Annotated in this window: 22 protein-coding genes; 13 read left to right on the top strand and 9 right to left on the bottom strand. The window is 66.9% G+C overall.

What is annotated here, in order from left to right; all coding sequences use genetic code 11:
• Positions 1 to 91 precede the first annotated feature (91 nt).
• The 5 genes from H7U20_RS05600 to H7U20_RS05620 all read right to left on the bottom strand — a co-directional run bounded on the left by H7U20_RS05600 (position 92) and on the right by H7U20_RS05620 (position 5,452).
• Positions 92 to 1,327 (bottom strand): polyhydroxyalkanoate depolymerase, encoded by a 1,236-nt coding sequence (locus H7U20_RS05600; protein ID WP_199518624.1) that lies wholly within the window; start codon positions 1,325 to 1,327, stop codon positions 92 to 94.
• Between the two features lie 216 nt (positions 1,328 to 1,543).
• Positions 1,544 to 2,617, bottom strand: coding sequence for an NAD(P)/FAD-dependent oxidoreductase (locus H7U20_RS05605; protein WP_199518625.1), 1,074 nt, complete (start codon positions 2,615 to 2,617; stop codon positions 1,544 to 1,546).
• Positions 2,618 to 2,758: 141 nt separating this feature from the next.
• Positions 2,759 to 3,082, bottom strand: a complete 324-nt coding sequence (fdxA, locus tag H7U20_RS05610; RefSeq protein ID WP_199518646.1) for a ferredoxin FdxA — start codon at positions 3,080 to 3,082, stop codon at positions 2,759 to 2,761.
• Positions 3,083 to 3,278: 196 nt separating this feature from the next.
• Complete coding sequence (locus H7U20_RS05615) at positions 3,279 to 3,563, bottom strand: protealysin inhibitor emfourin (RefSeq protein ID WP_199518626.1); 285 nt, start codon at positions 3,561 to 3,563, stop codon at positions 3,279 to 3,281.
• A 386-nt stretch (positions 3,564 to 3,949) separates the two neighbouring features.
• On the bottom strand, positions 3,950 to 5,452 hold the full coding sequence (locus H7U20_RS05620) for a gluzincin family metallopeptidase (protein ID WP_233410525.1): 1,503 nt from the start codon (positions 5,450 to 5,452) through the stop codon (positions 3,950 to 3,952).
• Positions 5,453 to 5,703: 251 nt separating this feature from the next.
• On the opposite strand from H7U20_RS05620, the gene H7U20_RS05625 reads away from it, so the two are divergent.
• Together H7U20_RS05625 and H7U20_RS05630 are read left to right on the top strand one after the other, a co-directional pair.
• Positions 5,704 to 6,996, top strand: a complete 1,293-nt coding sequence (locus H7U20_RS05625) for a citrate transporter (RefSeq protein WP_233410526.1) — start codon at positions 5,704 to 5,706, stop codon at positions 6,994 to 6,996.
• An 88-nt stretch (positions 6,997 to 7,084) separates the two neighbouring features.
• Positions 7,085 to 7,366, top strand: coding sequence for a polyhydroxyalkanoic acid system family protein (locus tag H7U20_RS05630; RefSeq protein WP_199518627.1), 282 nt, complete (start codon positions 7,085 to 7,087; stop codon positions 7,364 to 7,366).
• A 52-nt stretch (positions 7,367 to 7,418) separates the two neighbouring features.
• Here the strand turns inward: H7U20_RS05630 and H7U20_RS05635 are convergent, their stop codons facing one another.
• Entirely contained in the window at positions 7,419 to 7,673 is a 255-nt protein-coding gene (locus H7U20_RS05635) for an acyl-CoA-binding protein (protein WP_199518648.1), read from the bottom strand.
• 410 nt (positions 7,674 to 8,083) lie between these two features.
• Positions 8,084 to 8,368, bottom strand: coding sequence for an HU family DNA-binding protein (locus H7U20_RS05640; RefSeq protein WP_173594266.1), 285 nt, complete (start codon positions 8,366 to 8,368; stop codon positions 8,084 to 8,086).
• A 281-nt stretch (positions 8,369 to 8,649) separates the two neighbouring features.
• Between H7U20_RS05640 and H7U20_RS05645 the strand changes: the two genes are divergently transcribed.
• On the top strand, positions 8,650 to 9,456 hold the full coding sequence (locus H7U20_RS05645) for an anti-sigma factor family protein (protein ID WP_199518628.1): 807 nt from the start codon (positions 8,650 to 8,652) through the stop codon (positions 9,454 to 9,456).
• Between the two features lie 54 nt (positions 9,457 to 9,510).
• On the opposite strand, the gene H7U20_RS05650 is transcribed toward H7U20_RS05645, so the two are convergent.
• Positions 9,511 to 9,867, bottom strand: coding sequence for an FKBP-type peptidyl-prolyl cis-trans isomerase (locus H7U20_RS05650; protein ID WP_199518629.1), 357 nt, complete (start codon positions 9,865 to 9,867; stop codon positions 9,511 to 9,513).
• A gap of 303 nt (positions 9,868 to 10,170) precedes the next feature.
• Here H7U20_RS05650 and H7U20_RS05655 point away from each other — a divergent pair, with 303 nt between their 5' ends.
• The 4 genes from H7U20_RS05655 to H7U20_RS05670 all read left to right on the top strand — a co-directional run bounded on the left by H7U20_RS05655 (position 10,171) and on the right by H7U20_RS05670 (position 17,043).
• Positions 10,171 to 10,983 (top strand): EI24 domain-containing protein, encoded by an 813-nt coding sequence (locus tag H7U20_RS05655; RefSeq protein ID WP_199518630.1) that lies wholly within the window; start codon positions 10,171 to 10,173, stop codon positions 10,981 to 10,983.
• A 46-nt stretch (positions 10,984 to 11,029) separates the two neighbouring features.
• Positions 11,030 to 11,815, top strand: coding sequence for a competence/damage-inducible protein A (locus H7U20_RS05660; protein WP_199518631.1), 786 nt, complete (start codon positions 11,030 to 11,032; stop codon positions 11,813 to 11,815).
• 446 nt (positions 11,816 to 12,261) lie between these two features.
• Positions 12,262 to 15,447, top strand: a complete 3,186-nt coding sequence (locus tag H7U20_RS05665) for a transglycosylase domain-containing protein (protein ID WP_199518632.1) — start codon at positions 12,262 to 12,264, stop codon at positions 15,445 to 15,447.
• A gap of 201 nt (positions 15,448 to 15,648) precedes the next feature.
• Positions 15,649 to 17,043, top strand: coding sequence for a TAXI family TRAP transporter solute-binding subunit (locus H7U20_RS05670; RefSeq protein ID WP_199518633.1), 1,395 nt, complete (start codon positions 15,649 to 15,651; stop codon positions 17,041 to 17,043).
• Between the two features lie 93 nt (positions 17,044 to 17,136).
• On the opposite strand, the gene H7U20_RS05675 is transcribed toward H7U20_RS05670, so the two are convergent.
• A complete protein-coding gene (locus H7U20_RS05675; protein ID WP_199518634.1) occupies positions 17,137 to 17,595 on the bottom strand; it encodes a rhodanese-like domain-containing protein in 459 nt (152 codons plus the stop codon).
• A gap of 371 nt (positions 17,596 to 17,966) precedes the next feature.
• Here H7U20_RS05675 and glnA point away from each other — a divergent pair, with 371 nt between their 5' ends.
• The 6 genes from glnA (at position 17,967) to H7U20_RS05705 (ending at position 25,535) form a co-directional block, all read left to right on the top strand.
• Positions 17,967 to 19,382 (top strand): type I glutamate--ammonia ligase, encoded by a 1,416-nt coding sequence (gene glnA, locus H7U20_RS05680; protein WP_199518635.1) that lies wholly within the window; start codon positions 17,967 to 17,969, stop codon positions 19,380 to 19,382.
• A 125-nt stretch (positions 19,383 to 19,507) separates the two neighbouring features.
• The gene (locus H7U20_RS05685; protein WP_233410527.1) at positions 19,508 to 20,095 is read left to right on the top strand and encodes a DUF4124 domain-containing protein; all 588 of its coding nucleotides are present in this window, start codon (positions 19,508 to 19,510) and stop codon (positions 20,093 to 20,095) included.
• Positions 20,092 to 21,183 carry a nitrogen regulation protein NR(II) gene (glnL, locus tag H7U20_RS05690; protein ID WP_199518636.1) on the top strand — a complete coding sequence of 364 codons (1,092 nt, stop codon included), beginning with the start codon at positions 20,092 to 20,094 and terminating at the stop codon, positions 21,181 to 21,183. Before H7U20_RS05685 ends, glnL begins: the two co-directional genes overlap by 4 nt.
• Positions 21,184 to 21,251: 68 nt before the next feature.
• Positions 21,252 to 22,802: a nitrogen regulation protein NR(I) gene (gene ntrC / locus H7U20_RS05695; RefSeq protein WP_199518637.1), complete on the top strand. Its 1,551-nt coding sequence runs from the start codon at positions 21,252 to 21,254 to the stop codon at positions 22,800 to 22,802.
• 94 nt (positions 22,803 to 22,896) lie between these two features.
• Positions 22,897 to 23,862 (top strand): magnesium/cobalt transporter CorA, encoded by a 966-nt coding sequence (corA, locus tag H7U20_RS05700; protein ID WP_199518638.1) that lies wholly within the window; start codon positions 22,897 to 22,899, stop codon positions 23,860 to 23,862.
• A 122-nt stretch (positions 23,863 to 23,984) separates the two neighbouring features.
• Positions 23,985 to 25,535 (top strand): DUF3369 domain-containing protein, encoded by a 1,551-nt coding sequence (locus H7U20_RS05705; RefSeq protein WP_199518639.1) that lies wholly within the window; start codon positions 23,985 to 23,987, stop codon positions 25,533 to 25,535.
• Positions 25,536 to 25,657: the final 122 nt, after the last annotated feature.

Consider the following 25,657-nt stretch of genomic DNA (forward strand, 5'->3'; position numbering starts at 1 on the left):
CTCTTTGCCGTTGGGGTTGGCCGGCAGCGCCGGCGCCTTGCATTGCCCTCGCCAAAAAAAAACGCTCCGAGGAGCGTTTTTTTGTGGCCGATCAGCCGTGTTTGCGGATGAATTCGCCGATCTTCGGACAAATCACCTCGCGCCAGCGGCGGCCGGAGAAGATGCCGTAGTGGCCGGCCTGGGGCGCGACGAAGTCCTGCTGCATGGCGGCCGGGATGCCGCTGCACAGCTCGTGCGCGGCCTGGGTCTGGCCGGCGCCGGAGATGTCGTCCAGCTCGCCCTCGACGGTGAACAGCGCCACCGTGGTGATGTCCTGCGGCCGCACCAGCTGGCCGCCGACCTGCCAAGTGCCCTTGGGCAGGCTGAACTCCTGGAACACGGTTTTGATGGTGTCCAGATAGTATTCGGCCGGCATGTCGAGCACGGCGTTGTACTCGTCGTAGAACTTGCGGTGGCCGTCCGCCGGCTCGTCGTCGCCGGCCACCAGGTGCATGTAGAACTCGCGGTGGCTCTGCGCGTGGCGGCCCGGGTTCATGGCGATGAAGCCGGCGTGTTGCAGGAAGCCGGGGTAGACCTTGCGGCCGAAGGCCGGGTAGTTCGGCGGCACCGCGTAGATCACGGTGTTCTCGAACCAGGAGAACTTCTTCTCGGTGGCCAGGTTGTTGACCTGGGTCGGCGATTTGCGCGGATCGATCGGGCCGCCCATCATCGTCATGGTCTTCGGCAGTTTCGGATCCTTGGCGGTGGCCATCAGCGAGATGGCGGCCAGCACCGGCACCGTCGGCTGACAGACGGAGATCACGTGCAGGTCCGGCGCCAGCAGGCGGATGAAGTCCTGCACGTAGTAGATGTAGTCGTCGAGGTGGAAGGCGCCTTCCGCCAGCGGCACCATGCGGGCGTCGGTCCAGTCGGTGATGTAGACGTCGTGTTCGGCCAACAGCGCGCGCACGGTGTCGCGCAGCAGCGTCGAATGGTGGCCGGACAGCGGCGCCACCAGCAGCACCTTGGGCTGCTTGAGGGCGCGTATTTCCTTGTCGCTCAGGTCCTTGCGGAAGTGCAGCAGGCGGCAGAAGGGCTTGGTGACCTCGACCTGCTCGATGATGCCGACGCTGCGGTCCTTGACCAGCACGCTGTCGATCTCGAAGGCCGGTTTTTCGTAGTCCTTGCCCAATCGGTACATCAGCTCGTAACCCGCGGCGATGCGTTGCGCAAACGGCGTGTGGGCCAGCGGGGAAACCGGATTGGTGAACATTTTCGACGACGCGTCGGCCCATTGCATGAGAGGCGTCAGAAGTGAACGTTGCATTTCGTGCAGTTGGTAGAGCATAAGTAGTCCCGGGAATATGAGTTTGGTGCGGTGCACCAACGCCTTACATCATAGACCAATTATAGGATATTTGTTCGTGACGTAAAGCACTTTAGGATACTTGAGAGAAAGCAGGCATGCGGCTTTGCCGTCCCTTCATAGTAGGATAATAGTGTATCGGGCAGAAAAAAAGCAGCGTTTCCGCTGCTTTTGTGCTGGACCGGATCGGCCCGTGGCCTAATCGAAGACCGGGCTTTCGACACCGAGCACCTTGTGCAGCTTGGGCGAGGTGGTGGTGTATTGCATGTGGATCTTCTTGTCCGGGAAGATGTAGGGCGCGGCGCCGAAGGCGGCCAGCGCGGCCTCGTGGAAGCCCGACAGGATCAGCTTTTTCTTGCCCGGATAGGTGTTGATGTCGCCGACGGCGAAAATGCCGGGCACGCTGGTCTCGAATTTTTCGGTGCTCTGCACCTTGAGCTGGCGCCGCTCGATGTCCAGGCCCCAATCGGCGATCGGGCCGAGCTTGGGGGTCAGGCCGTAGAACACCAGCAGCATGTCGAGCGGCACGCGGCGGGTCACGCCGTCCAAGGCGGTGACCTTCAGATGGTTCAGCCTGCCGTCGGCGTCGACTTCGAAGCCGCTGGCCTGGCCGATCAGCAACTGCATCTCGTAGGCTTCGCACAGCGCCTTCATCTTGGCCACCGAGGCGGGCGCGGCGCGGAAGTCCTCGCGGCGGTGCAGCAGCACCACCGATTCGGCCTTGCCGACGAAGTTCAGCGCCCAGTCCAGCGCCGAGTCGCCGCCGCCGCAGATGACCAGGTTCTTGCCGTCGAACAGGGCGGGGTCCTTGACGCGGTAGAACAGCTGGCGGTTGTCGAAGGCGTCGATGCCGTCGACCTTCAGCGTGCGCGCCTGGAAGGAGCCGACGCCGGCGGCGATGAAGATGGTCTTGGCGAGGAAGCGCGTGCCCGTGCTGGTTTCGAGGTTGAAGCGGCCGTCGTCGCGGCGCTCGACCACGGTCACTTCCTGGCCCAGGTGGAAGGTCGGGTTGAACGGGGCGATCTGCTTGAGCAGGTTGTCGGTCAGTTCCTGGCCGGTGCAGGAGGGCACGGCGGGGATGTCGTAGATCGGCTTGTCGGGATACAGTTCGACGCATTGTCCGCCCACCGCCGCCAGCGAGTCGATGACGTGGGCCTTGATTTCGAGCAGCCCCAGTTCGAACACCTGGAACAGGCCGACCGGGCCGGCGCCGATGATGACGGCGTCGGCTTCGATGGGGCCGGCCGGGGAGCTCGTGATTGCGCTATTCATACGATGATTTCCTGTTGAGTCAATATTGGTTGGGCAACAATGAGACAGGCCCGCGCATGGCGCGCGGAACTCGAAGAGGGGGGCGTCGGAAGGCGTCCGCCGTCCGGGCCGGCCGGACGGGCGGTGGGGGCGCTGTCTGGTTTAGCGGGCCAGCAGGTGCAGCTTGCTCTTGACGTCCTTGAATTCCTCGGCTTCCGGCAGGGCCGCCTTGGTCTTCGTGATCGAAGGCCAGTTACGCGCGAGGTCGACGTTGATCTTGATGAATTGCTGTTGGTCGGACGGCACGTCCTCCTCGGCGAAGATGGCATTGACGGGGCATTCGGCCACGCAGACTGCACAGTCGATGCATTCGTCGGGATCGATCGCCAGGAAGTTCGGGCCTTCGCGGAAACAATCTACCGGGCAGACATCGACGCAATCGGTGTAACGACAGCTGATGCAAGATTCGGTGACAACGTGGGTCATAACAGTCCTATCAATGTTGGTGTGCTGCGGCGTCGATGGCGCAAAGTCGGCCATGCGCACTTCTGCAAAGCACTGTATTTTAAGGTAATTCGCTGCTTCTCACAAATTGGGCTTATATACAATACATATAAGCAAATTCGCTTGCGGCCCGTATCACGTCGCGCGCGGCGCCCGTGGTGGTGGCTCAGGCGGTGGCTCAGGCGGCGGCGCGTATCTGCGCCAGCAACTCCTGCCAGGGCAGGTTGGCGGCTTGGCCGTCCTCGACGAAGCTGACGCTGCGCTGCTGGCCGGCATCGTCGAAGCTGAGGGTCCAGCGCAGCAGGTCGGCGCCGATCGGCGTGGTGGCCGGCGGCGCGGCGAAATAGTTGTGCGCCTTCAGGGCTAGTTCCAGTGCCTTGCCGGCGGGACCGGCCTCGGTGTCGACCTCGTAGTGCTGGGCCAGGCCGGCGAAGCCGCCGCTGGAGGTGGCAGAAATCTTCATATCGTTTCCCCTTGTGTGGGCCGGTGTGGTTGTAATGTAGCGCTCGCTTACGGCGCGCGGGGCGCCCCGCGCCGCCGGGAGGGCGGGTCGCGCACCCCATGTTGCGCCGGAAAGCCCGCCGCCGGCTTGTGTTGTGTTAACTCACTTCCCTGCTCGCACCCTTAACGACTCCGTTAAGGGCACCTCTAAAACCCCGTCGTTCCCGCGTAGGCGGGAACCTATACGCCGCATCCGGCCTAGCACAGCATGGATTCCCGCCTGCGCGGCGGTCCGCCGATGCGGAACGACGAATTCAGGATATTCGATGCGCCCTTACCGACACCCTTAGCGCCCCCATTACCGACACCCTTAGCGCCCCCCACTTAGCGCACTGCCATTGCTGCTGCTCACTGCCGGCCCTGGCCCAGGCCCTGTCCCGCCCCCGCCTGGCCAGGTTGCTCGGCCGGGGCGCCGCCGCGCCAGTTGCCGTTGCCGCCGTCGTCGGCGCCGTAGCCGGCGCCGCAGCCGTAGTCGCGGCACCACTGCGCCAGTCCCTGGCGCTCGCTCTCGAGCACGTCCTCCAGGCCGGCGTAGTCGGCGTGGTTCATGGTGCCACAGCAGGCGCGGCGGTCCTGCGCGGCACCCTCCTGGTCGCTGACGTTGGCTGCCAGGGGCGGCGCGGCGTCGCGGTTCTCGCCCGCCGCCACGGCCGCCAGCACCACCTCGCGCAGCGTGAAACGGTTGCGGATGAAGTTGCCGTACTCGACGGGGCGCTGGTCGGCGGCGACGATCTTCAGCATCTGGTTGGCCACGTGGGCGTAGGTGGCGCCGCTGTCGGGCGAGGCGATCAGCGCGCGCAGCAGCAGGCCGCGCAGGTATTCGGCGGCGCGATGCAGCACCACCGCGTCGTCGCGCAGGCCGGGGCCGCGATCGAAGGTGAAGATATCGGCCAGGATGTCGTAGATGGCGCCGGTGAACACCTGCGAGAGGGCGTGCACCTCGTTGCCCACCTCGGACAGCTTGAGGTCGTTGTCGGCGTTGCGCAGGCCGTTGGGGCGGCCCAGCGCCAGGCCGAACTGCTCGGCCATGTCGGCCAGGAAGGTCTTGTCGTGCAGGTCGGCCTTGGTCTGGGCGATCACCGCCTCGACCTGGTCCAACTGGGACAGGGTGAGGAAGATCGCCGTCAGGTCGCCGAACGATTCGTGCAGGCCGCCGGTCTGCGGCGGATTGTTGCTGAGTATCCATTTCGGCTTGAGGCCGTCGAGCACGGCGTGGCCGGTCTCGTGCGAGACGATGTCGAGCGAGCGGCAGGTGTACATGCGCTCGCTGGCGCCGCTGGGCACGAAATCGCCGAACTTGAGCGCCCGGTCGGAGCGGCTGTAGAAGGCGTTCATCACATTGGGCAGGCCGTGCGGGAAGACCTGCAGCGGCGCGGTGTCGCTGGCGCTGTTCCACTGCCAGGGCAGCGGCGCCGCGATGGCCTTGCTGGCCAGCGCGCGCTGGTACATGGTCAGGGTCTGGCGCACGATGGCGAAGGTGTGCACGGCGTCGAACTGGTCGGTGTTGGGCGAGACGATGAAGTCGCCGAAGGTGTTCGGGCTGACCGGCGCGATGCCGGGCTTGCCGCTGGCGATGCGGGCGTCGCGCGGCCCTTCGAGGATGGTGCCGGGCAGGTAGGACTTGCGGGTGCCCATCTCGCTGACCGAGGGGTCCTGCTTCCAGATCAGCACGCGCGAGCCGGGCGGAAACGCCGCCGCCTCCTTCAGGCGCGGCGTGGCCGGCTCCTGGGTCAGCTGGGCGCTCTTGCGGTGTTGGCGGTAGGGTGCCGAGGGCGTGGGGACGTAGCCGACCGGCAGCGCGGCGCACTTGGTCAACACCGCTTCGACCGGCACGATGACTTTCTGGTCCATGGTGAATTCTCCCGAAAAATGCTGCTGCGCTGGGGCGGCCGGCGTCGGCGGCAGCAAGCCGGCGCAGCGCCGGGCGCCGCCTCGGCGCGCCGGATCGGAACCATGGTCGCGCCGGGGCGGGGCGCGATGTTTGATTGGGCACAAAGTTAGACGCCGGCGGCGGGCGGCGGACGATGCGCTAGAATCCGGGACACAATAAAATTCCGCGCCGTCAGCCGCCGTCGGCGCCGGACACGTTTTCCGGAGATGCCATGCCTCGTTTCGCCATACTGTTGTTGGCCTGCCTGCCCGGCCTGGCCGCCGCCTCCATCACCACCGCCGGCGCTCCCGGTCCCGCCTTGGGCGGCGTGCCGATCGAGTTTCTGCTGTTCGCCGGCGTGCTGGGCATGGTCGCCTTCAGCCACGTCAACACCATGCTGACCGCCTTGTGGGGCGGCCTGACGATCACCGTCTACAAGCTGCTGTGGGCGCCGTTCGGCGAGGGCGCCGGCCTGGCCGGCCTGCTGGCCCACGCCGGCCACGAGTGGGTCGGCCTGGCCAACCTGCTGGCTTTGCTGCTCGGCTTCGCGTTGTTGGCGCGCCACTTCGAGCGCAGCCACATTCCGGCCGTGCTGCCGCACTACATGCCGGACGACTGGAAGGGACCGCTGGTGTTGCTGCTGTTGGTGTTCTGCATTTCCAGCTTCCTCGACAACATCGCCGCCGCCATCATCGGCGGCACCATCGCCCGCAGCGTGTTCCGCAACAAGGTGCACATCGGCTACCTGGCCGCCATCGTCGCCGCCTCCAACGCCGGCGGCGCCGGCAGCGTGGTCGGCGACACCACCACCACCATGCTGTGGCTGGCCGGCGTGGCGCCGGGCCAGGTGCTGCACGCCTATGTGGCGGCCGGTGTCGCGCTGCTGGTGTGCGCGGTGCCGGCGGCGCGCCAGCAGCACGCCCACAGCCCGATCGTCAAGGACGCGCCGGCCGGCCTGCGGGTCGACTGGCTGCGGGTCGGCATCGTCGCCTTCATCCTGGCGCTGGCGATCCTGGCCAATGTGCTGCTCAACGTCGAGTTCGCCGCCGTCAGCGGCCGCTTCCCCTTCCTCGGCGCCGCCGTGTGGCTGGCGATCCTGCTCACCGGCCTGCTGCGCCGGCCCGACTGGGAAGAGCTGCCGGGCGCGTTGCGCGGCGCGGTATTCCTGTTGGCGCTGGTCTGGTCGGCCTCGCTGATGCCGGTCGAGGCGCTGCCGCCGGCCTCCTGGCCGATCGCGCTGGGCATCGGCTTCGTCTCGGCGGTGTTCGACAACATCCCGCTGACCGCGCTGGCGCTCAAGCAGGGCGGCTTCGACTGGGGCTTCCTGGCCTACGCGGTGGGCTTCGGCGGCTCGATGATCTGGTTCGGCTCCTCGGCCGGGGTGGCCTTGAGCGGCATGTATCCGGAATCGCGCTCGGTGGTGCAATGGCTGCGCCAGGGCTGGCACGTGGCGCTGGCCTATGTGGTCGGCTTCGCCGTCATGCTGGCCGTGCTGGGTTGGCATCCACAGCCGATGGCGCACTAGGCGGGGCAGCGCCGACGCCGGCGCCACTGGCGCGGCGGGCGGCCAGCTGGCATCATGGCGCCTGTTTCAAATTCGAAAGGATAGCCAGATGGCTGACATCAACATAGTGCAGGAGCACCAACTGACGCCGAATAAGGCGCGCGAGGCGGCCCAGAAGGTGGCCGAGGAAATGGCGGCGGAGTTCGATATGGAGTGCAAGTGGGAGGGCGACGTGTTGCATTTCGAGCGCAGCGGCGTGGCCGGCTCGTTGACCCTGCGTCAGCACCAGGCGGAGATGGAGATCAAGCTGGGTTTCCTGTTCAGCGCCTTCTCGGGCAAGATCGAGAGCAAGGTGACGGAGAATATGCGCAAGGTGTTCGGCGCCGCTTGAGGCGGCGCGGTTGTTGCGGCGGCGGGTGCAAGGCCCGCCGCGACGGGCTGGCTTAGCCCTTCAGATCTTCGATCAGGTCGACGTACTGTTGTTGCGCTTCCTCGGTCGAATTGCCTTTCAGCGCGGCCCAGGCGTCGTACTTGGCGCGGCCGACCATGTCGGTGAAGCCGGGACGCTCGCCGGCGACGTCGCCGTTGGCGGCCTGTTTGTACAGCGCGTAAATTTTCAGCAAGGTCATGTTGTCGGGACGCTCGGACAGGTTCTTCGAGTCGAGTTGGGCCTGCTGGAATTGTTCTTGTAAACTCATCATTGCTCCTGTTGGGAAAAGGGGTGCTGCGTGGTTGGCGGGGCGGCTGGCCGCCATGGCCAAGGCTCGCGCTAGAGTCATGTCAGCAGATTCTTGATACGTTGACATCAACAATACGCGACATAATACAAACAAAACGCCCGCAAACCTTAGAGGGGATGCTCGAATGTCGTCCCGAGCCTTGTCCGGCTTGAGCCGGAAAAAGATGCCGACCGTGGAGACGGCCTGCGCAAGGAGAGCAGCGGTTTGCCAAAGCCGGGCAAGGCCTTCGGCTTGCCGCCGCTGACGATGCCGCTGCTGGGCGCGGCCTGAAAAACAGAACGGCGGCCGGGGCGGGCACCAAGGCCTCGCCGCGAACCGCCGTTTCCGGTGCCCGGACGGGCACTCAACGTCGTTCCACCACGTTGGAATTACTTCTTCTTCGGATTGACGGCGGCCTTCAGGGTCGCGCCAGCGGAGAATTTAGGGGTTTTCGACGCAGCGATCTTGATCGCTTCGCCGGTTGCCGGGTTGCGCCCCTTGCGTGCGGCGCGCTTGGCAACGGAGAAGGTGCCAAAGCCGGTGATGCCTACCGTGTCGCCCTTTTTCAGACGCTCGGTGATGATGGCGATCAGCGTGTTCACCGCACCGTTGGCGGCAGCAGCTGACACTTCAGTGCGTTTCGCAAATTCTGCAATCAATTCGCCTTTTTTCATTACTACCTCCTTGGTTATTAGAGCGCGCAGATTAGCATAAATATTGCCAAAAGTAAGTACATTCCGTTGAAGCAAGCCATGCGCTGGCTGAGGCGCGAGGTGGCGCCCTGTGCGGCGCCCTGTAACGGCGGGCCGGCCGGGGTGGCGGCGCGGCGGCGCGCCGGCGTGGCTGGCCTTGTATAGTCGGCCGCCGTGCCATATAAAGAACTGAGGGGCGGGGCGTTGGCGACGCCGCGCCCGGCGTCCGCCAGCCGCCGGCGGCAGCAAGCGAGGACAGCACAATGCGTTTTTCGGACGAAACCTTGATGGCCTACGCCGATGGCGGGCTGGACCCGGCCACCCGCCAGGAACTCGAACAGGCGATGGGGCACGACGCCGGCCTGGCGCGCCGGGTGGCGCACCAGCGCGCGCTGCGCGCCGCCCTGTACGCGCCGCTGGAGGGCGCGGCGCGGGCCGAGCCGGCCTGGCCGCCGCCGGGCCGGCAGCGCAACGGCGCCAGCGTGGTGCAACTGGCCAGCGCGCGCGCCAGCCGCGCCGCCCAGCAGGGCGCGGCGCGGCGCGCCGGGCTGCATCGCTGGCGCTGGCTGGAGTGGAGCGCGCTGGGCCTGCTGCTGGTGCTGAGTCTGGGATTGGGCGTGATGTTGGGCAAGTCCACGCTGCCGGACTGGCGCCTGCCCTGGAGCGCCGGCCAGCCCGGCGGCGCCGTGCTGGCCAGCGCCGACGGCGTGTTGACGGCGCAGGGTTTGTTGGCGACGGCGCTGGACCAGCAACTGGGCGGCGCGGCGCCGCTGGCCGGCGATGTGCGGGTGGGCTTGAGCTTCGCCGCCCGCCAGGGCGGCTATTGCCGCAGCTTCACGCTGGGCGGCAGCAACGAGGATTTGAGTGGACTGGCCTGCCGCAGCGGCGCGCAGTGGCGCATTCCGGTGCTGGTGCAGGTGATGCGGGCGCAGCCGCAGATGGGGGCCTACCGGATGCCCGGGGTGAACATGCCGGGCGCGCTGCTGGAGGCGATCGACCAGCGCATCGACGGCGCCATGCTCGATCCGCATGCGGAGCTCGATGCGCTGCGCAAGGGCTGGCAGCGCTGAGGGTCTTGCCGACGGCTGCCGCGCCCTTGCTTGGCGGGGGCGCGGCGTGGTGCTTTATACGCCCAGCAGTTCGACGTCGAAGATCAGCATGGCGTTCGGCGGGATCACGCCGCCGGCGCCGCGCGAGCCATAGCCCAGCTCGGCCGGGATGATCAACTGGCGGGTGCCGCCGATCTTCATGCCTTGCACACCCTCGTCCCAACCACGGATCACCATGCCGGCGCCCAGGGCGAATTCGAACGGGTCGCTGCGGTCTTTGCTCGAATCGAATTTCGGACCCTTGCTGCCGTCGTCGTTGCGCAGCCAGCCGGTGTAGTGCACGGTGACGTTCTGGCCGGCTTTCGCTTCGGCGCCTTCGCCGACGGCGATTTCAATGTATTGCAGACCGGAGTCGGTGGTGATGGTGGACATTTTTTTCCTTGTTGAACGTAAAAAAAGGGAATCGGGAAGCGTCCCGAATTGTAGAGCAAGCAGGTGCAAAGCGCCATGCGGCGCGGCGCGCCGGACGGCGCCGGCCGGCCCGCCCGGGCGGAGCGGGGCGCGGCCGGTGCGGCCCGGCGCGTTGCCCGTATTGCGTTTTGGAAATATTTTTCACCGAGCCTCCTGTGCGTGCCCGGTTTGCCCTTAAAATAACTGTTTTGCAATGCCGCCGCGCAGGCGGCGACCGGACGGGGAAATGGCGATGATGGAAACCTTGCGCAGGGACGTGGCCTGATGCGCGCCGTGCTGAACGCCTACGGCCGCGCCGTGCTGTCGCAACTGCAGGCGCGCATGTTGCTGCTGAGTGTGCTGCCCTTCCTGCTCTCGCTGGCCTTGTGGGGCGTGCTGCTGTTCTTCGGCCTGCAAGCCCTGCTCGACTACTTGCAGGCGCTGTTCACCGAATACGATTTGTTCAAGCTCAGCGGTGGCTGGCTGGCTGCGCTCGGCCTGGGCATGTTGAAGACCGTCGTCGTGCCCTTCGTCGCCATGTTGCTGCTGCTGCCGCTGATGATCATGACGGCGCTGGTGTTCATCGGCGTGGCGGCGATGCCGGTGGTGGTGCGCCACGTCGGCGGCCGCCACTACGCCCAGTTGCAACAGAAACAAGGCGGCAGCCTGCTCGGCAGCGCCGGCACCGCGCTGGCCGCCGTGCTGACCTTCGCCGTGCTGTGGTTGCTGACCCTGCCGCTGTACGCCATCCCGCCGCTGGCCGTGCTGCTGCAGGTGGCGTTGTGGGGCTGGTTGAGCGGCCGGGTGATGGTCTACGACGCGCTGGCCGACTACGCCAGCGCGGCCGAGCGGCGGGAGATCTTGCGCCGGCACCGCTGGCCGCTGCTGGCCATCGGCATCGTCTCCGGCCTGGCCGGCGCGCTGCCCGGCCTGCTGTGGGTGGGCGGCAGCGTGATGGCGGTGGTGCTGTTCCCCTTCCTGGCGGCGCTCTCGATCTGGCTGTACATCCTGGTGTTCATCTTCACCGGCCTGTGGTTCACCTACTACTGCCTGGCGGCGCTGGCCGCGCTGCGCCTCGAACCGGCGGCGGCCGAATAATTTTGCGAAATTTTCCTATCGTTTTTTCGTTTCCATAAGGGTAAGCATGGCAATCGGACTCATCATCATCGGCGACGAGATTCTTTCCGGCCGGCGGGTCGACCAGCACTTCCCCAAGGTGTTGCAACTGCTCGCCGCGCGCGGCCTGCAACTGGCCTGGGCCGAGGTGCTGGGCGACGAGCCGGCGCGCATCGTCGCCACGCTCAAGCGCAGCTTCGCCAGCGGCGACGTGGTGTTCTGCTGCGGCGGCATCGGCGCCACGCCGGACGACCACACCCGCCAGGCCGCCGCCGACGCGCTCGGCCTGCCGCTGCGGCTGCACGCCGAAGGCAAGCGCAACATCCAACAGCGCATCGTGCAGATGGGCGAGCAGAGCGGCGTGGCGGCCGACCTGGATTCGGCCGAGAACCTGCACCGCCTCAAGATGGCCGAGTTCGCCGAAGGCGCGGCGCTGGTGCCCAATCCCTACAACAACGTCGCCGGCTTCTCGCTGCGCGAGCACTATTTCGTGCCGGGCTTCCCGGTGATGGCCTGGCCGATGATCGAGTGGGTGCTCGACACCCACTACGCCCACCTGTTCAACCGCGCGCCGCGCGTCGAGCGGGCGGTGACGGTGTACGGGGCCGCCGAGTCGGCGCTGACGCCGCTGATGCGGGCGCTGGAGGCGCAGTTCCCGCTGGTCAAGGTGTTCAGCCTGCCCAGCGTGGGCGACGCCGCCACCCGGCGCCACATCGAGCTGGGCGTCAAGGGCGAGCCGGCGCAGACCGCGGCCGCCTACGCGCAGCTGTGCGCCGAGCTGACCCGTTTGCGGGTCGAGTTCCAGCCGCTGTGACGGCGCCGCGGAGCCACCGCCAAACCGTGCCGGCGCGGCCGCGCGGGGCGTTTCGCCCGCCGCAGAAGGCGCCGTTGTTTTTTTGCGAAAATTCCCGGCGCCACACCCTTTTTCTGCGCGGCGGGCCGTTGCCGCAGCGCCGATGTGGTGCAATGGAGTCAAGCGCGCAGCCCGCCACCGCCGCACATCGCGGTGGCCCGCGTGCCCATGGCATCAGCTTTACCGACGCAAGCACTCACTCCAGATCGTATCGCGTGCGGGCTTCGTACTCGAGATGTGGCCGTAAGTATTACTGAAACAGACGACTGACCGGTTTGAACAATATGTTAAGCAATCGACGTTTCCGCCGGCCCCGAATTGTTGTACGTGCGGTGCGCAAATTGCGCGCCGGCGCGGCAGCCTTCGGCTATGGCCGTCAACGACATTTGCGCGCCGTCCCCACCCCTATGCAAAACGACAATCCCGACACCTCCGCCCAACTGGCGCAATCGCCGCCAGAGGCGCCGCCGTCCACTCCCGGACGCGGCAAACGATCCCGCAACGCCTTCATCCTGGTGTTGCTGGTGCTGCTCTCCTTCGCCGTTTGGTGGGGAGTGCAGGAAACCCGCAGCTCGACGATGCAGGCCAGGTTCTTCGCCGGCCTGGTGGAGAAGCTCAGCTACCGGGTCGAACCGGGGCCGAGCAACGCCATCCGCTTCCCCAAGGACAGCCCCTACGACGAGCGGCTCGGCTACGCCAACCTGCCCGACTACCTGGGCAAGCTGAAGGCGCGCGACTACGCCGTCACGGCGCAGTCGCGCTTCTCGCCGAAGATGCTCGAACTGGCCGACATGGGCGTGTTCGCCACCTACCGCGAGAAGACCAAGACCGGCCTGGCCATCGTCGACTGCCGCGCCCAGCCGCTGTTCTCGGCCAGCTATCCGGAACGCATCTACGCCCGCTTCGAGCAGACCCCGGCGGCGCTGGTCAACAGCCTGCTGTTCATCGAGAACCGCGAGCTGCTCGACACCAAGTATCCGAAGCGCAATCCGGCGGTCGAATGGGACCGCCTCAGCAAGGCGGTGCTGGAGAAGTCGGTCAACACCATCAGCGGCGGCCACCGGCCGGCCGGCGGCAGCACCCTGGCGACGCAGATCGAGAAGTACCGCCACTCGCCGGAGGGCCGCACCGGCTCGCTCAAGGACAAGCTGCAGCAGATGGTTTCGGCCAGCCTGCGCGCCTACCAGCAGGGCGAGGACACCTCGCAGGTGCGCCACCAGATCGTGGTCGACTACCTCAACACGGTGCCGCTGTCGGCCAAGCCCGGCTACGGCGAGGTCAACGGCATCGGCGACGGCATGTGGGTCTGGTACGGCCGCGACTTCGAACAGGTCAACCGCCTGCTCGGCGGCAAGATGGACCAGGCCGACAGCGCGCTGGCCTTCAAGGAGGCGCTCAGCCTGCTGATCGCCCAGCGCCGCCCCAGCTACTACCTGGGCGACGGCAGCGCCGACCTGGAGACGCTGGCCAACAGCCACCTGCGCCTGCTGGCGCAGGACGGCATCATCAGCCCGGCGCTGCGCGACGCCGGCCTGGCCGTGCGCCTGCATCCGGCCGCCGGCTCGGGCGTGCAGGCGGCGCCGGCGATGAGCTTCGTCACCCGCAAGGCCTCCAACGCGATCCGCGTCCACCTCGCCAACCTGCTCGGCGACAACCGCATGTACAACCTCGACCGCCTCGACCTGAACGTGGTCAGCACGCTCGACGCCCAGGCCCAGCGCGCCGTCACCCAGGTGCTGCGCGACCTGCGCGATCCCGAGCGCGCCAAGGCCGCCGGCCTGACCGGCAAGGGCATGCTGGGCAACGGCGACCCGGCCAACGTGGTCTACAGCTTCACCTTGCTGGAGAAGGGCGAACAGAGCAACCTGCTGCGCCTGCAGACCGACAACTACGACCAGCCGCTCGACATCAACGAGGGCGCCAAGCTGGACCTGGGCTCGACCGCCAAGCTGCGCACCCTGGTGACCTACTTGGACATCGTCGACCAGTTGCACAGGAAGTACGCCGGCATGGACGGCGCGGCGCTGGCCAAGGTGGTGGTCGACCCGCAGGACAAGCTGTCGCTGTGGGCCGTCGAGTACTTCAAGGCGCTGCCGCTGGACAAGGGCGGGCGCGAGTTGACGCCGATGTTGCACGCCGCCATGGAGCGCAAGTATTCCGGCAATCCGGGCGAGGGTTTCTTCACCGGCGGCGGCCTGCACCACTTCGGCAACTTCTCCAAGGAAGACAACGGCAAGATCCTGACGGTGACCGAGGCGCTGCGCCATTCGACCAACCTGGTGTTCGTCCGCCTGATGCGCGATGTCGCCAAGTTCTACATGTTCCAGACGCCGGGCTCGTCGGCCTCGCTGCTGGCCGACGCCGACGATCCGCGCCGCGCCGGCTACCTGGCCCGCTTCGCCGACAAGGAAGGCCGCGAGTTCCTGGCGCGCTTCTATGGCAAGTACAAGGGCAAGAAACCGGAGGAGCTCGACCAGGTGCTGCTGGCCAACATCCGCAGCACGCCGGTGCGCTTGGCGGTGATCTTCGGCACCCTGTATCCGCAGGCCAAGGAGGAGCAGTTCGCCGCCTTCCTCAAGGAGCACCTGCCGTCGCAGAACGAGGTGCCGGCCGAGCGCGTCAGCAAATTGTTCGAGCAGTACGCCATCGACAAATGGTCGCTGGCCGACCGCGGCTATCTGGCCAGCGTGCATCCGTTGGAGCTGTGGATGGTCGCCTACATGCGCACGCACAGCAGCGCCACCCTGTCGCAGATGATGGCGGCCAGCGACAAGGAACGGCAGGAGGTCTACCAGTGGTTGTTCAAGACCCACCACAAGCACGCCCAGGACAAGCGCATCGCCGGCCTGCTGGAGATGGAGGGCTTCATGGAGATCCACCGCCAGTGGAAGAAGATGGGCTACCCCTTCGAGTCGCTGGTGCCGTCCTACGCCACCACGCTGGGCGCCTCGGCCGACCGGCCGGCCGCGCTGGCCGAGCTGATGGGCATCATCGTCAACGGCGGCGTGCGCAAGAGCAGCCAGCGCATCTCCTCGCTGCATTTCGCCTCCGGCACGCCGTACGAAACCTTGCTGACGCGCGGCAAGGCGAGCAACAACGAACAGGTGTTGGCACCCGAGGTGGCCCGCGTGGTGGCCGACGCGGTGCGCGGCGTGGTTTCGGACGGCACCGCCAAGCGCGCCCGCATGGCCTTCGTCAAGGCCGACGGCACGGTGATCCCGGTGGGCGGCAAGACCGGCACCGGCGACCAACGCTTCGACGTCTACGGCGGCGGCGGCCGGCTGATCGAGTCGCGCTATGTGAACCGCTCGGCGACCTTCGTGTTCAACATCGGCGAGCGCTTCTTCGGCAGCATGACCGCCTATGTGCACGGGCCGGAGTCGAAGAACTACGACTTCACCAGCGCGCTGCCGGTGCAGTTGTTGACGGTGCTGGCGCCCAGCCTGATGCCGCTGATCGAGCCGACGGCGGCCAAGCCGGCGCTGCTCAAAACGGCGGCGCTGGGTGCCGCCGGCGTGGTGCCGACCGCGCCGGCGGCGGCGGCGGGCATGGCGGCGGCCGCCGCGTTGCCGCAGCGGCCCTGCGGCGGCTGAGGCCCGCGCGCCATCCACTCGGATTAAACCCAACGGCGGAAATCTGGGGTCGGACCCGCCGGGTCCGACCCCGGCTCTCCGCCTTCGGGTGGTTCGGAAGCCGCCGGCGCCTTCGCCTGGCTTCCGCCCCGGCCTAGTTTCCCTTGCATAGTTGATCATTTGTTGGCATCGTATCAGCCCATGAAACCTATGCGCCACACCATGTCCAAGATTCTCAAGTTCACCCAGTTCTCCGTGCGGGATCTGCTGGTGACCGCCGGCCCGACCATTTTGTTGATCGGCGCCATCTGCCTGCTGGCCTATTTCGTCGTCGATCCGGCGCCGCCGCGCAAGGTCAGCCTGTCGACCGGGCAGGAGAACGGCGCCTACGAGGAGTTCGGCAAGAAGTACGCCGCCGTGCTGGCCAAGCACGGCGTCAAGGTGGCGCTGCAGCCGTCGCAGGGCTCGCAGGAAAATTTGCAGCGGCTCAAACAGGGCCAGGTCGACATCGCCTTCGTGCAGAGCGGTTCCACCGACGAGGCCGCCGCCGAGCGCGAGGGCCTGGTCTCGCTGGGCAGCCTGTTCACCGAGCCGGTCTGGCTGTTCCTGCGCGAACCGCAGGGCAAGGGCAGGCACAAGCAGCCGGAGATCACCGAGCTGAGCCAGTTGAAGGGCAAGCGCATCAACCTGGGGCCGGAGGGCGCCGGCGCGCCGCGCCTGTTCAAGCAACTGCTGTCGCTGAACGGCGTCGAGCCGGGCGACCTGACCACCAGCTCGCTGGGCAACACCGCCGCCACTGTCGAATTGCTCGAGGGCCGCATCGACGGCCTGGTGTTCAGCTCGGCGCCGGAGGCGCCGCTGATCCAGATGCTGCTGCAAACGCCGGGCATCCGCCTGTTCGACTTCGCCCAGGCCGAGGCTTACGCCCGCAAGCTGCCCTTCCTGACGCACGTGGTGCTGCCGCGCGGCATCGTCGACTTCGGCCGCGACCTGCCGGCCAAGGAATACCACCTGATCGCCCCGACCGCCACGCTGGTGGCGCGCGAGGACCTGCATCCGGCCCTGGTCGACCTGTTCGTGCAGGCGGCCAGCTCGATCCACGGCGGCGCCGGCTGGTTCCAGCAGCAGGGCCAGTTCCCCTCGGCGCGCTATACGGAGATTCCGGTCGCCGCCGGGGCGGCCAAGTTCTACAAGGACGGCGCGCCCTTCCTGCAACGCTATATGAGTTTCTGGCTGGCCAATTTCTTCGACCGCATGTGGGTGTTGGTGGTGGCGCTGGGCGCGCTGATCCTGCCGCTGTCGAAGGTGGTGCCGCCGCTGTACGTGTGGCGCATTCGTTCGCGCGTCTATCGCTGGTACGGCCAGTTGCGCACCGTCGAGCAGGCTTTGGAGGAGGCGCCGGCCGAGCGGCGCCAGGAGATCTACGCCGTGCAGTTGCAGCGGCTGAACGAGATCGAGGAGCTGGTCAACCAGATCTCGATCCCGCTGTCGTTCGCCGCCGGCCTGTATGGCTTGCGCAGCCACATCAATTTCGTGCGCCAGCGCGTGCTCAGCCTGATCGGCGGGGAGGGCGGGACGGCGTTGCCCAGCCAGCTTGAGGGAGCGCCGCTGAGCTGAGGAGACCCACAGGCGCAAGCTGGGGTCGGACCCCCGGGGGTCCGACCCCGGCTGTTTGCCCTTGGGTGGTTTTGGAGCCGCCGGCGTCTTAACTCAGGCGCCCAGCCAGGGCAAGCCGGCTTGGCACCAGCCGCCTAGGGATTTGCGGTGGCCGGCGGCGTCCTTGTCGCCCTCGAAGCCTTCCAGGATGTCGAAGCAATGCTGGAAGCCCTGCTCGGTGGCCAGTTTGGCGGCGTGGCGCGAGCGCACCCCCGAGCGGCATAGAAACAACAACACCTGTTGTTTGTTCGCGATCGCGCTCAATTGCGGTGCGAAATCGGGATTCGGCACGCCGCCCGGATAGGTGCTCCACTGCACCGCACCGTGTTGGGCGTCGGGAATGGCGACCCGGCCGACCCAGTCGCGCTCGGCATTGGTGCGCACGTCGATCAGCTTGACGCCGGCGTCGGCCTCGAGCAAGGCCCAGGCCTCCTGCGGCGTGACGGCGCCGGCATAGGGCCACCCCTGGTTGCGTTCGCGGGCGACGGACAGAATGTTGTCGATGTTGCTCATGTGATGTTCCAGAAGGGAGATTGAGTTTATTATAGGGCCCGGATCGCGCTCCTGCGGCGCGCGCACCAAACAGATGCAAAATCCTTCGATTTTCCAAAATCGCACAAAAAAGGTGCGGTTTTGTGTAAATGCACCGGAATAGTGCGTCATTGATGCGGCGCAAGCGAGCGTGGTTTGGCTGCTCGGAGGATTTTAGAATCTTTTGTCGACACGATCAAAGCGGGATTTGTTCGCAAGGGCCGATTTTAATCCTGGCACGGTTTCTGCTTAAAGTCCTTATGAGTTTCGGTCGCACGCAACATGGGGACGTGCAGCAGTATCCGCGCAGAACAGTTGGTCGGCTCACCCACACCCTCATCTAGGAGAAACGCATGGCAATGACAGCCGCTGAAGTATTGAAAATGGTAGTAGACAACGAAGTCAAATTTGTGGATTTCCGTTTTGCCGATACCCGTGGTAAAGAACAGCACGTCACCGTGCCGGTATCGCACTTCGATATGGACAAGTTCGAGTCGGGCCATGCCTTCGACGGTTCCTCGATCGCCGGCTGGAAGGGTATCGAAGCGTCGGACATGATCCTGCTGCCGGACCCGAACACCGCCAACATCGATCCGTTCATGGAAGAGACCACCCTGTTCATGCAGTGCGACGTGATCGAACCGTCGGACGGCAAGGGTTACGACCGCGACCCGCGCTCGATCGCCAAGCGCGCCGAAGCCTACCTGAAATCGTCGGGCATGGGCGACACCGCCTTCTTCGGCCCCGAGCCGGAATTCTTCATCTTCGACAGCGTGCGCTGGAAGATCGACATGTCCGGTTGCTTCGTCAAGATCGATTCGGACGAAGCCTCCTGGTCGACCGACAAGCAAAGCGAAGGCGGCAACAGCGGCCATCGTCCTAGCGTCAAGGGCGGCTACTTCCCGGTGCCACCGGTCGACAGTTTCCAGGACATGCGTTCGGAAATGTGCCTGATCCTCGAATCGCTGGGCATCCCGGTCGAAGTGCACCACCACGAAGTGGCCGGCGCCGGCCAGAACGAAATCGGCACCCGCTTCTCGACCCTGGTCGAGCGCGCCGACTGGACGCAGAACATGAAGTACGTGATCTGGAACGTCGCCCACAGCTACGGCAAGACCGCCACCTTCATGCCCAAGCCCATCGTTGGCGACAACGGTTCCGGCATGCACGTGCACCAGTCGATCTGGAAGGACGGCGTCAACCTGTTCGCCGGCGACGGCTATGCCGGCCTGTCCGACACCGCGCTGTACTACATCGGCGGCATCATCAAGCACGCCAAGGCGCTCAACGCGATCACCAACCCGGGCACCAACTCGTACAAGCGCCTGGTTCCCGGCTACGAAGCACCGGTCAAGCTGGCCTACTCGGCGCGCAACCGTTCCGCCTCGATCCGCATCCCGCACGTCGCCAATCCAAAAGGCCGCCGTATCGAGACGCGTTTCCCGGACCCGCTGGCCAACGTCTACCTGTGCTTCTCCGCGCTGCTGATGGCCGGCCTGGACGGTATCGCCAACAAGATCCATCCGGGCGAAGCCGCCTCGAAGGATCTGTACCATCTGCCGCCGGAAGAAGACGCGCTGATCCCGACCGTCTGCGCCTCGCTGGAAGAAGCGCTCGACGCCCTGGACAAGGACCGCGAGTTCCTGACCCGTGGCGGCGTGTTCAGCAATTCGATGATCGATGCCTACATCGAACTGAAAATGCAGGACGTGCAACGCATGCGCATGACCACCCATCCGGTCGAGTTCGACATGTACTACTCGCTGTAATGGCGACGCCGTCCGCCAGCGGGCGGCGCGGGTAGCAGCAAGACGCGGGGACGGCCTAGGCTTTCCCCGCGTTTTCTTTTGGATGTTGTATATTCGGGATCGACTGATTTACTTACGGATGGGGAATGAGCACTCGCTTTAACCGCCGCCCGCGCGCGGCACCGAATGTGGCAACGACGCGCTATCTGCCGGCCGCGCCGACTCTGCCGGCCTGGCCGGCTGTGCTGGCTGTGCTGGCTGCGCTGGCTGTGCCGGCGGCGCCGGCGCGGGCCGACAGCGTCATCTATAAATGCGTCGACTCTGCCGGCCGCGTCGAATTCACCGACAACCGCCGTGGCCCGCACTGCAAGGTGCTCGACGTGCCGGGCGCGATGTCGAGCCCGCAGCCGGCCCGGCGGCCGCAGGCCGGGCCGCCGCGCGCGGCCGGCGCCTCGGCCGCGCCGGCCGCGCCCTCCGACTTTCCCCGCGTCGACGGCGCCGAGCAGCGCGCCCGCGACGCCGACCGGCGCGCCATCCTGGACGCCGAGCTGAGGATAGAACAACAAAAGCTGAACGAGCTGCGCGGCGAGTTCAACAACGGCGCGCCGGAACGCCGTGGCGACGAGCGCAACTACGCCAAATACCAGGACCGGGTGGCGACGCTGAAGGATGGCATCAGCCGCTCGGAAAAGAATGTGGAAGCCTTGAAACGCGAGATCGCGAACATCCGATGAGCCCCGCCTCCAGCCACACCATCCGTCCGCCGGCGCTGGCCGGCCTTGAACTGCTGGCCTCGGCCGTGGTGCTGGTCGACGCCGACGGCACCATCGCCTACGCCAACGCCGCCGCCGAGAACCTGCTGGAGAGCTCGCTCAAGGCGCTCTCGCGGCTGACGCTGGCGGCGCAGTTCCTCAACCCGGAGGAGCTCGACAACATCTGCGCCCAGGCGCGCCAGCACAAGTTCGCCGACCTGCGCCAGGACCTGACCCTGGAGCGCGCCGGGCGCGACCCGCTGCACGTGCACAGCATCGTCTCGGCGCTCGACGAGCCGGCCGGCCACGTGCTGATCGAGCTGCGCGAGCATCTGCAGCACCTCAAGCTGGACCGCGAGGAGCGCATCCTCGACCAGAGCCAGGTCAACAAGGAGCTGATCCGCAACCTGGCGCACGAGATCAAGAACCCGCTGGGCGGCATCCGCGGCGCCGCCCAGCTGCTCGAAATGGAGCTGCCGCCGCTGCACCTGGGCCAGTTGCGCGAGTACACCCAGGTCATCATCAAGGAGGCCGACCGCCTGCAGACCCTGGTCGACCGCCTGCTGGCGCCGCACCGCCGGCCGCACATCGTCGGCGACGTCAACATCCACGAGGTGTGCGAGCGGGTGCGCAGCCTGATCCTGGCCGAGTTCCCCACCGGCCTGACCATCCTGCGCGACTACGACGCCTCCATCCCCGAGTTCCGCGGCGACAAGGAGCAGCTGATCCAGACCGTGCTCAACATCGCCCACAACGCCGCCCAGGCGCTCTCGGCGCGCATCGAGGCGGGCGACGCCCAGCTCACTTTCAAGACCCGGGTGGCGCGCCAGGTGACCTTGGCGAAGGTCCGCTACGGCCTGGCATTAGACTTGCATATCATTGACAATGGACCGGGCATTGCGCCGCAGATCCGCGACCGCATTTTCTACCCGCTGGTATCCGGACGGGAGGGCGGCAGCGGCCTGGGCTTGACCTTGGCGCAGACCTTCGTGCAACAGCACATGGGTGTGATCGAGTGCGAAAGCCGGCCTGGATATACGGATTTCCGCATCCTGCTGCCCCTGCCATGAGCGTGGGCGGCCGGGCCGGCGCCGAGTCCCTTGATTGAAGATCCATATTGCGGGATAGAGAACCACACATGAAGCCAATCTGGATAGTAGACGACGACGAATCGATCCGCTGGGTACTGGAAAAAGCATTGGCGCGGGAAAACCTCGCCACCAAAAGTTTCGCCAACGCGCGCGACGCCATCGCCGCGCTGGAGTTCGACACGCCGCAGGTGCTGGTGTCGGACATCCGCATGCCGGGCGACTCCGGCCTCGACCTGCTGGGCCTGGTCAAGTCGCGCTTCCCCGGCCTGCCGGTGATCATCATCACCGCCTTCTCCGACCTCGATTCGGCGGTGGCGGCCTTCCAGGGCGGCGCCTTCGAATACCTGGCCAAGCCCTTCGACATCGACAAGGCCGTCGAACTGATCCGCCGCGCCCTCGACGAGAGCCTGCGCGAGACCAGCATCGAGTCCGGTCCGGCCGAGACGCCGGAGATCCTCGGCCAGGCGCCGGCCATGCAGGAAGTGTTCCGCGCCATCGGCCGGCTGTCGCAGTCGAACGTGACGGTGCTCATCACCGGCGAGTCGGGCACCGGCAAGGAGCTGGTGGCGCGCGCCCTGCACAAGCACAGCCCGCGCGCGGCGCAGCCCTTCATCGCCTTGAACACGGCGGCGATCCCCAAGGACTTGCTCGAGTCCGAATTGTTCGGCCACGAGCGCGGCGCCTTCACCGGCGCCCAGACCACCCGGCGGGGCCGCTTCGAGCAGGCCGAGAACGGCACCCTGTTCCTCGACGAGATCGGCGACATGCCCTTCGATTTGCAGACGCGGCTGCTGCGCGTGCTGTCGGACGGCCACTTCTACCGCGTCGGCGGCCACCAGCCCTTGAAGGCCAACGTGCGCGTCATCACGGCGACGCACCAGAACCTGGAGCAGCGCGTGCGCGACGGCCTGTTCCGCGAGGACTTGTACCACCGCCTCAACGTGATCCGCCTGCGCCTGCCCAGTTTGCGGGAGCGCCGCGAGGACATCCCCATTCTGGTGCGCCACTTCCTGGTGCAGAGCGCCAAGCAGCTCGGCGTCGAGGCCAAGCGGATGAGCGAGGCGACGGTGAACTTCCTCAGCGGCCTGGACCTGCCGGGCAATGTGCGCCAGTTGGAGAACCTGTGCAACTGGATCACCGTGATGGCGCCCGGCCAGACCGTCGAGGTGAAGGACTTGCCGCTCGAACTGACCCAGGAGCAGGGCGGCCACGGCGCGGCGGCGGGCGGACCGGCGGCCAATCCGGCCGGCCAGCCGGCGGCGGCGGCCGAGGGCTACAGCGCGCTGCAGCACCACGGCACGGTGGCGCCCAGCGCGGCCGAACCGGCGGCCGGCCTGGCCGGCGGCCTGGCCGGCGGCCCGGCCGGGCCGGACGGCTGGCTGGCGCTGCTTGAATTGCAGGCCGCCAGCATGCTCAGCGGCGGCCAGCAGGAGGTGATGGCGGTGCTGGGACGCCAGTTCGAGTCGGCGCTGATCCGCACCGCGCTCAAGCACACCCACGGCCGCAAGAACGACGCGGCGGTGCGTCTGGGCATAGGCCGCAACACCATCACGCGCAAGATCGCCGAATTGGGCATCGACGGCGCCAAGGACGACTGAGGCGGCGCGCACGGCGGCGCCCACCGCCGCCGCGCTTTAGAGTAAGCTCTTGGCTGACCCCAGCCAGGGGCTTTTCTTTTTTGATGGATCGCGTATGTTGATTAATTGTGTCGCCTACCACGATGGGCAAAAGCTGGCCGATATTCCGGTCGAGGAAATCAGCGACTATCTGCTGCGGCCCGACTGCTTCGTCTGGGTCGCGCTGCGCGAGGCCGAGCCGGCCGAGCTGTCGGTGATGCAGGAGGAGTTCGGCCTGCACGAGCTGGCCGTCGAGGACGCGCGGCGCGGCCACCAGCGGCCCAAGATCGAGGAATACGGCGACTCGCTGTTCGTGGTCGTCAAGACGGTCGAGCTGAAGGACGACGAACTGCTGGTGGGCGAGGTCGACATCTTCGTCGGCAACAACTACGTGCTGTCGGCGCGCAACAACTGCTCGCAGGGCTTCCTTGGCGTGCGCGCCCGCGCCGAACACGAGCCGCAGCTGCTGCGCCAAGGTCCGGCCTTCGTGCTGTACGCGCTGATGGACGCCGTGGTCGACCGCTACTTCCCGGTGGTCGACGCCTTCGAGAGCGAGCTGGAGCAGATCGAGGAGCGCATCTTCATCCACGGCTCGCAGCGCGACAACATCGAGCGCTTGTACCAGCTCAAGCGCAAGGTGATGCTATTGCGCCACGCCGTCGCGCCGCTGCTCGACGCCGTCGGCAAGTTGCACGGCGGCCGCGTGCCGGCGCTGTGCCGCGACACCCAGGAGTACTTCCGCGACGTGCACGACCACCTGCACCGGATCAACGGCACCATCGACGCGATCCGCGACACCATCAGCACGGCGATCCAGGTCAACCTGTCGATGGTGGCGATCGACGAGAGCGAGGTCAACAAGCGGCTGGCCGCCTGGGCGGCGATCTTCGCCATCTGCACCGCCTTCGCCGGCGTGTGGGGCATGAACTTCAAGTTCATGCCCGAGCTGGAGTGGCACTACGGCTACCCGATGGCGGTGGCGATCATGGTTTCGGTGTGCTGCTACCTGTTCTACCGCTTCAAGCGCTCGGGCTGGTTGTAGCGGCCGCGCAACGCCGGCGTGGCGCATCCGGCGGGCACTTTTAATTGCCGACGAAAACGAAAAGCCGCGGCGGCTTGGATGTACAATCGGCTGACGACAGGCGTGCCGGGCGGAGGGGAACGATGAACGACGACATGTTGTTTGAGGACGAGGACGAGGCCGGCGTCGCCGCGCCGGCCGCTCCGACCTTGGCGCCGTGGCAGGTGCTGATCGTCGACGACGAGCCGTCGGTGCACCAGGTGACGGAGCTGGTGATGTCCGACTTTGTCTTCGACGGCCGTGGCGTCCATTTCACCGACTGCTACTCGGCGGCCGAGGCGCGCGTCGTGCTGGCGCAACCTAACCAGTTCGCCCTGATCCTGCTCGACGTGGTGATGGAGAGCGAGCACGCCGGCCTCGACCTGGTGCGCCACATCCGCGAGGACCTGCGCAACACCAATGTGCGCATCGTGCTGCGCACCGGCCAGCCCGGCCAGGCGCCGCAGGAATACGTGATCCGCAGCTACGACATCAACGACTACCGCGAGAAGACCGAGCTGACCCACGGCAAGCTGAGCACCGTGTTCTATTCGGCGCTGCGCGCCTACCGCGACCTGATGCGCCTGGAGCGCGCCCGCAACGGCCTGCGCCGCTCGATCGACGCCATCACCCAGGTGTGCGACTCGCACAATTTGCGCAGCTTCTGCTCGTCGGTGCTGGAGCAGGCCAGCGTGCTGCTGGGCCACGACGGCGAGGGCATCTGCGCCAGCCGCGTCAACGCCTTCGCCGCCGCCCGCATGGACGGCGGCCTGAAGGTGCTGGCGGTGACCCAGGCCTATGCCGACTGCCAGAGCGAGCAGCGGCTCGACGAGCTGCCGCCGGCGGTGCGCGAGGCCTTCGCGCGCTGCATGCGCGAGCAGTGCAACCACCACGGCGAGCTGTATTACGTGTGCTACCACCGCACCCGCGACGATAGCGAGAGCTTCCTCTACATGGCCTTCTCCGAGCCGATCGGCGTCGAGGAGCACGAGTTGCTGGCGGCGTTCTCGGCCAACGTCGCCATCACCTACGAGAAGCTGCTGCAGCGCGAGGACAGCGCCGCCACCCAGGACGCCACCGTGGCCATCCTCGGCGAGGCGCTGGAGCGGCGCGGCGCCGCCGCCGGCCACCACGTGCAGCGGGTCGGCCTGATCGCCGCGCTGCTGGCCGGCGCCGCCGGCCTCAGTCCGGCCGAGGCCGAGCAACTGCGGCTGGCCGCGCCGCTGCACGACTGCGGCTACGCCGGCTTGCCGGACGCCGTGCTGCACGAAGCGGGGCCGCTGTCGCCGGCGCAGTGGGCGCTGATGCGCCGCCACTGCGAGACGGGCCGCGCCATGCTGGCGCGCTCGGCGCGGCCGGTGCTGCAACTGGCCGCCAGCATCGCCCACGAGCACCACGAGCGCTGGGACGGCGGCGGTTATCCGCGCGGCTTGGCGGGACAGGAGATCAGCCTGGCCGGGCGCATCGTCGCGCTGGCCGACTGCGTCGACGCGATGGTCAGTTCGCGGCCGCACCGCCCGGCGGCGACGCTGGAGCAGGCGCTGGCCCAGGTGCGCGCCGACAGCGGCACGCGCTTCGCGCCCGACCTGGCGGCCTTGTTGCTGCAACAGGAGGCCGCGCTGCGCGAGTTGTACCGGCGCCTGCCGCCGGACTAGGCGGGCAGGGGGAGGGCGGCGGGACGCGGGCGAAACCCAGCGGCGCAACCCGGCGGCGCAACCCGGCGGCGCAACCCGGCGGCGCAACCCAGCGGCGCAACCCTGGGGTCAGACCCCGCGGG

The organism is Rugamonas violacea (assembly GCF_016461825.1).
Lineage (GTDB): Bacteria > Pseudomonadota > Gammaproteobacteria > Burkholderiales > Burkholderiaceae_D > Rugamonas.

Bases quoted from the DNA above. Each gene is read 5' to 3' on its own strand.
- corA (WP_199518638.1), top strand. From the start codon at position 22,897: ATGTTGATTAATTGTGTCGCCTACCACGATGGGCAAAAGCTGGCCGAT.
- H7U20_RS05685 (WP_233410527.1), top strand. From the start codon at position 19,508: ATGAGCACTCGCTTTAACCGCCGCCCGCGCGCGGCACCGAATGTGGCA.
- H7U20_RS05600 (WP_199518624.1), bottom strand. From the start codon at position 1,327: ATGCTCTACCAACTGCACGAAATGCAACGTTCACTTCTGACGCCTCTC.
- H7U20_RS05660 (WP_199518631.1), top strand. From the start codon at position 11,030: ATGGCAATCGGACTCATCATCATCGGCGACGAGATTCTTTCCGGCCGG.
- H7U20_RS05650 (WP_199518629.1), bottom strand. From the start codon at position 9,867: ATGTCCACCATCACCACCGACTCCGGTCTGCAATACATTGAAATCGCC.
- ntrC (WP_199518637.1), top strand. From the start codon at position 21,252: ATGAAGCCAATCTGGATAGTAGACGACGACGAATCGATCCGCTGGGTA.
- H7U20_RS05665 (WP_199518632.1), top strand. From the start codon at position 12,262: ATGCAAAACGACAATCCCGACACCTCCGCCCAACTGGCGCAATCGCCG.
- H7U20_RS05615 (WP_199518626.1), bottom strand. From the start codon at position 3,563: ATGAAGATTTCTGCCACCTCCAGCGGCGGCTTCGCCGGCCTGGCCCAG.
- H7U20_RS05625 (WP_233410526.1), top strand. From the start codon at position 5,704: ATGCCTCGTTTCGCCATACTGTTGTTGGCCTGCCTGCCCGGCCTGGCC.
- H7U20_RS05635 (WP_199518648.1), bottom strand. From the start codon at position 7,673: ATGAGTTTACAAGAACAATTCCAGCAGGCCCAACTCGACTCGAAGAAC.
- H7U20_RS05705 (WP_199518639.1), top strand. From the start codon at position 23,985: ATGAACGACGACATGTTGTTTGAGGACGAGGACGAGGCCGGCGTCGCC.
- H7U20_RS05605 (WP_199518625.1), bottom strand. From the start codon at position 2,617: ATGAATAGCGCAATCACGAGCTCCCCGGCCGGCCCCATCGAAGCCGAC.
- H7U20_RS05655 (WP_199518630.1), top strand. From the start codon at position 10,171: ATGCGCGCCGTGCTGAACGCCTACGGCCGCGCCGTGCTGTCGCAACTG.
- H7U20_RS05645 (WP_199518628.1), top strand. From the start codon at position 8,650: ATGCGTTTTTCGGACGAAACCTTGATGGCCTACGCCGATGGCGGGCTG.
- fdxA (WP_199518646.1), bottom strand. From the start codon at position 3,082: ATGACCCACGTTGTCACCGAATCTTGCATCAGCTGTCGTTACACCGAT.
- H7U20_RS05640 (WP_173594266.1), bottom strand. From the start codon at position 8,368: ATGAAAAAAGGCGAATTGATTGCAGAATTTGCGAAACGCACTGAAGTG.
- H7U20_RS05670 (WP_199518633.1), top strand. From the start codon at position 15,649: ATGTCCAAGATTCTCAAGTTCACCCAGTTCTCCGTGCGGGATCTGCTG.
- H7U20_RS05620 (WP_233410525.1), bottom strand. From the start codon at position 5,452: ATGGACCAGAAAGTCATCGTGCCGGTCGAAGCGGTGTTGACCAAGTGC.
- H7U20_RS05675 (WP_199518634.1), bottom strand. From the start codon at position 17,595: ATGAGCAACATCGACAACATTCTGTCCGTCGCCCGCGAACGCAACCAG.
- glnA (WP_199518635.1), top strand. From the start codon at position 17,967: ATGGCAATGACAGCCGCTGAAGTATTGAAAATGGTAGTAGACAACGAA.
- H7U20_RS05630 (WP_199518627.1), top strand. From the start codon at position 7,085: ATGGCTGACATCAACATAGTGCAGGAGCACCAACTGACGCCGAATAAG.
- glnL (WP_199518636.1), top strand. From the start codon at position 20,092: ATGAGCCCCGCCTCCAGCCACACCATCCGTCCGCCGGCGCTGGCCGGC.